The following is a 3753-nucleotide window of genomic DNA, read 5'->3' as shown; positions in this document are numbered from 1 at the left end:
TAGCGCCAAAGAATTAGATCAAATTAATCATTGGATCAATGCGAGACCAATGAAAACACTCAACTGGCAATCACCACGAAAGGTTTTTCAGCAGTTTGCAGTGTTCGGTTAATTCTTGCAATCTACCATAAATAAAATAAACATTAATAGGTTCATTTCTTTATCAACGACAATCTTTGCACCATGACTGATTGCGAACAGTTCCGTCTCCCATATTACGCCATCCGAAATCACTTAATGGTTTTTCTAAACCACAATTAGGACAGATACGTGTTGGTTCTTGACCATTGTATCCTTCTGTTTGAACAATCGGCTTGTTATTATTCGACATAAATTAGTCTCCTATATTTTATTTTTCCATTGTTTATTTCGTGTTTTTTGTTATAATTAAGTAATAAAAAACGAAATGAGCAATAATAGTGAATGAACTAAAAGAATTAGCAAAGCTAAACGGCTTTACTCAAAAGCAATTAGCACTGAGTGCCGATATTAAATATACCACGTTATTGTCTATGGCGAGAACACCAGTTACTCATTGGAATGAAATAGCTAAAGAAAATATTGCTAATACATTTGATATGACTGTAGCAGACTTTGAAAATGCAATGAGCGGGAACTTTTTGTCGCCATTCGTCAAGTGGGTTGGTGGCAAGCGCCAATTGTTGCCTGAGTTGGTCAAACGTATGCCAAAGGACGGCTACGATAAGTATTACGAACCTTTTGTTGGTGGTGGTGCACTATTACTAAGGTTGGCTCCTAAAAACGCTGTCATCAATGATTCAAATACTGAATTAGTTAACGCATGGGAATCAATTAGAGATAATTTAGACGAATTGTCTGAACTATTGTTACAACATGAAAAGCAAGACACAAAAGAATATTATGTGGATTTGCGAGCAACGGACCGAGACGGCAGAATTACTAAAATGACTAACATCGAACGTGGTGCTCGTTTTATTTACATGAATAAAGCAGGGTTTAATGGTCTATGGCGTGAGAACAAAGACGGACAAAACAATGTTCCTTATGGTTCACATAAAAAACTAAACTTGGTAACGGAATCATTTAGATCTGTTTCAGAATATCTCAATCGTTCAAATGTTAAAATTATGAATGCAGACTATCGAAAAGCAGTATTAGACGCCAATACGGGAGATTTTGTCTATTTTGACCCACCTTATATTCCAGTGAATCAAACTTCATCATTCACGAATTACACCAAAGATAATTTCGGATTAGTTCAACAAGAACAATTAAGAGACACAGCATTGGCATTAGCAAATCAAGGGGTGAAAGTTATGTTATCAAATGCTGATGTACCACTGATCAAAGACTTATATTCAGATTTAATATTTAAAATTCATCATGTCAAAGCTAATCGTTCAATAAATTCCAATGCATCCAAAAGAGGTAAAGTGGGGGAGGTAATTATCACTACTTATTGATTTTATTATAAAAAAGACTCAGAATAACATTAATGTTGTTCTGAGTCTTTTTTGTGTTGACGGAGGTTTTAAATGAAAAAAGGCGGTATAGGTGGTGCCAATACTAATCGTGGTGGTTTAAAATTTGAATCATTTACAGATTTGGTGGCAAGACTTCAAAGAGATTTAAGTAATAAATACGAAGTTAATGAAATAAATGTTGCGAACAGCATGATTAAGTCGTCTAGTTTAGTTTATGAAGTCGTTAGAAAAGTAGATGGCAAAAAAGTTGGGATAATAACCAAGCAATTTCAATTTTACAATGTTCTTTTTAACGAATATGGTGTCAAGAATCAAAATCATAAAAAATGGAAACCAGACGAAGTATTTTTTAATTTTGAAACAAACACAGTTTTTATAGTCGAAAAGAAATGGCAACAAGGACCTGGATCTGTTGATGAAAAGATTTTTGGTTTTGTCAATAAAAGGCGTTTGTATCAGAATAACTTCAATATTCTCCAAAAAGAACCTAAACCATCAGTTGAGTTTTCTGCACTTTTTAATAGTGATTGGTGGATTCACGGCGCCAATGGAAACAACGAAAAAGGATATGCTGACTATTTTGATAACCTTAGGATAGACGGCGTAAAAATATTTTTTGATGAGTATGATTATTGGTGGTTTGGCCTGTAACAATTGAGGACGAGATTCCAGCATACGAATTTAAAAAATTATTTAGTAACATTGGCACTAGAAACGAAGTCAGAATGTGTGTCGTCAATGAGCTTTCCCCCTGAGAAAGGCATAAAAAAATTAGCCACGAGATGAAGTTATTTTGTTGAAAGTATGGTAGATAGTCAGACATTAGTTTTGAGGCGCCCTGCAAGTACTAAGCCTAACCATGCATTCAATTTTTCGGTACGTATTTATGATTTATGAGCATGATTTTAGCAATAACGATGAGAGACGGAGCATCAATCCAACACATGAAGATTTATTATACGACTTACATTGTAAAAAATCTGGAGCATAATTAGAATATCAAAAACTATTTGCTCCTCTAAAACTAGTTTTTAAATGTTCTGTCGAAGCGGACGACTTAAAAATAAGCCTTATCCATTTTCAATATAGATTGCTAATAGAATAACTAACCAATCTATTTTAACTTGTATTTGTTGCTCAATTTAAGCTATCTCAAAATATTCACATAGCGATCTAAAGCACATAATTGTGATATAAATAGTTTATTATAGATGTCTATGTTTTGAATTATATTTTGGAAATTTAAATATTTGAAATTTTGTTCACTTATACAACAGAAATATATTTTAGTTTATTATTAAAAATGAACCATGTTAATATCTTTTTACTTGTTCACTAACCCTTTCTATTACGGCAACATTATTCTCTTCTGTTAAGTAATCGTAAAGTGCATCAAAAATATTATCTTCATCATTACCATATTCAAACATTAGGTCATTAAGAGAACTAATACCACCTAAAAGTGATTGATAAAATTCAGAAACGTTATCGAGTTCAAAAAATTTTTTACCATTCCCATTTTTCAAAAAAGCTTTTTTATTAAGCAAATCGTTGTATGGCAAATTTTCATTATTTAATATTGTAATCAATCCAAAATTTCGCTCCATTTCTGGAGCATTTTTTGAAAAAACAGTACGAGAAAAGCTACGCTGATCTGATCCGTCTTTTTCGTTAAGTGAAATTTTTTTGTCCTTGTTTGAACCAAAAAGCGCCAGTAAGAATTGAATTTGAACTGAATTCATTCTATGAAGAGTCAAAAAATTATCAATATTATTGTATTTAGCTGTTTGAAACTGAAACGTAAAGTCGCTTGGATTCATTTGGTTATTCATCATCTTCTCCCGTATTTACATACTCTTCAATTGAATTGACATTACGAGTGGTTGTTATGATATTACCGCGATCATCCTTCGCCAATTCATAAACCTTCGCTACTTTATTTTTGATTCCTGAAATTAATTCATTGCGTAATTGTGCCTTGTACGACAAAAAAATTAATTGATCAAACGACCCTAGAATTTTTTGACTTATCTGCTGAATGTGTTCTTCATCAAGATTTGAGAGAGCCGCATCCATAATTACTCCACTACTTTGAACATCGTTAAACTCAGAGTGCTCTTCAACTGTCATCAGCAATGCACGTAGAAAAGATAAGTAAATGGTAGATTGCAAGAATTAACCGAACACTGCAAACTGCTGAAAAACCTTTCGTGGTGATTGCCAGTTGAGTGTTTTCATTGGTCTCGCATTGATCCAATGATTAATTTGATCTAATTCTTTGGCGCTA

The 3753-nt window shown here is 33.0% G+C and carries 5 protein-coding genes and 2 pseudogenes; 3 read left to right on the top strand and 4 right to left on the bottom strand.

Annotated features, from left to right (window positions below; all coding sequences use genetic code 11):
• A pseudogene (locus BMG01_RS11085) lies at positions 1–112 on the top strand (IS30 family transposase); the annotation flags it as partial.
• A gap of 51 nt (positions 113–163) precedes the next feature.
• Here BMG01_RS11085 and BMG01_RS11360 read toward each other — a convergent pair.
• Positions 164–331 carry a hypothetical protein gene (locus tag BMG01_RS11360; RefSeq protein WP_198493673.1) on the bottom strand — a complete coding sequence of 56 codons (168 nt, stop codon included), beginning with the start codon at positions 329–331 and terminating at the stop codon, positions 164–166.
• Between the two features lie 247 nt (positions 332–578).
• On the opposite strand from BMG01_RS11360, the gene BMG01_RS10170 reads away from it, so the two are divergent.
• Both BMG01_RS10170 and BMG01_RS10165 read left to right on the top strand, forming a co-directional pair.
• Positions 579–1445, top strand: coding sequence for a DNA adenine methylase (locus tag BMG01_RS10170; protein ID WP_036067927.1), 867 nt, complete (start codon positions 579–581; stop codon positions 1443–1445).
• A gap of 72 nt (positions 1446–1517) precedes the next feature.
• Positions 1518–2117: a hypothetical protein gene (locus BMG01_RS10165; RefSeq protein WP_036067915.1), complete on the top strand. Its 600-nt coding sequence runs from the start codon at positions 1518–1520 to the stop codon at positions 2115–2117.
• A gap of 662 nt (positions 2118–2779) precedes the next feature.
• Here the strand turns inward: BMG01_RS10165 and BMG01_RS10160 are convergent.
• The 3 genes and pseudogenes from BMG01_RS10160 to BMG01_RS11080 all read right to left on the bottom strand — a co-directional run.
• Positions 2780–3298, bottom strand: a complete 519-nt coding sequence (locus BMG01_RS10160) for a hypothetical protein (protein ID WP_233127302.1) — start codon at positions 3296–3298, stop codon at positions 2780–2782.
• Positions 3291–3596 (bottom strand): hypothetical protein, encoded by a 306-nt coding sequence (locus BMG01_RS10155; RefSeq protein WP_198493668.1) that lies wholly within the window; start codon positions 3594–3596, stop codon positions 3291–3293. Before BMG01_RS10155 ends, BMG01_RS10160 begins: the two co-directional genes overlap by 8 nt.
• A 45-nt stretch (positions 3597–3641) precedes the next feature.
• Positions 3642–3753, bottom strand: a pseudogene (locus tag BMG01_RS11080) (IS30 family transposase); the annotation flags it as partial.

Origin of the sequence: Leuconostoc sp. BM2 (genome assembly GCF_002095565.1) — a bacterium.
In the GTDB taxonomy this organism is placed as follows: domain Bacteria; phylum Bacillota; class Bacilli; order Lactobacillales; family Lactobacillaceae; genus Leuconostoc; species Leuconostoc falkenbergense.
Note: the sequence above shows the minus strand (reverse complement) of the source record. Positions and strands in the feature narration are given on the sequence as shown.

Bases quoted from the DNA above. Each gene is read 5' to 3' on its own strand.
- BMG01_RS11360 (WP_198493673.1), bottom strand. From the start codon at position 331: ATGTCGAATAATAACAAGCCGATTGTTCAAACAGAAGGATACAATGGT.
- BMG01_RS10170 (WP_036067927.1), top strand. From the start codon at position 579: ATGACTGTAGCAGACTTTGAAAATGCAATGAGCGGGAACTTTTTGTCG.
- BMG01_RS10165 (WP_036067915.1), top strand. From the start codon at position 1,518: ATGAAAAAAGGCGGTATAGGTGGTGCCAATACTAATCGTGGTGGTTTA.
- BMG01_RS10160 (WP_233127302.1), bottom strand. From the start codon at position 3,298: ATGAATAACCAAATGAATCCAAGCGACTTTACGTTTCAGTTTCAAACA.
- BMG01_RS10155 (WP_198493668.1), bottom strand. From the start codon at position 3,596: ATGACAGTTGAAGAGCACTCTGAGTTTAACGATGTTCAAAGTAGTGGA.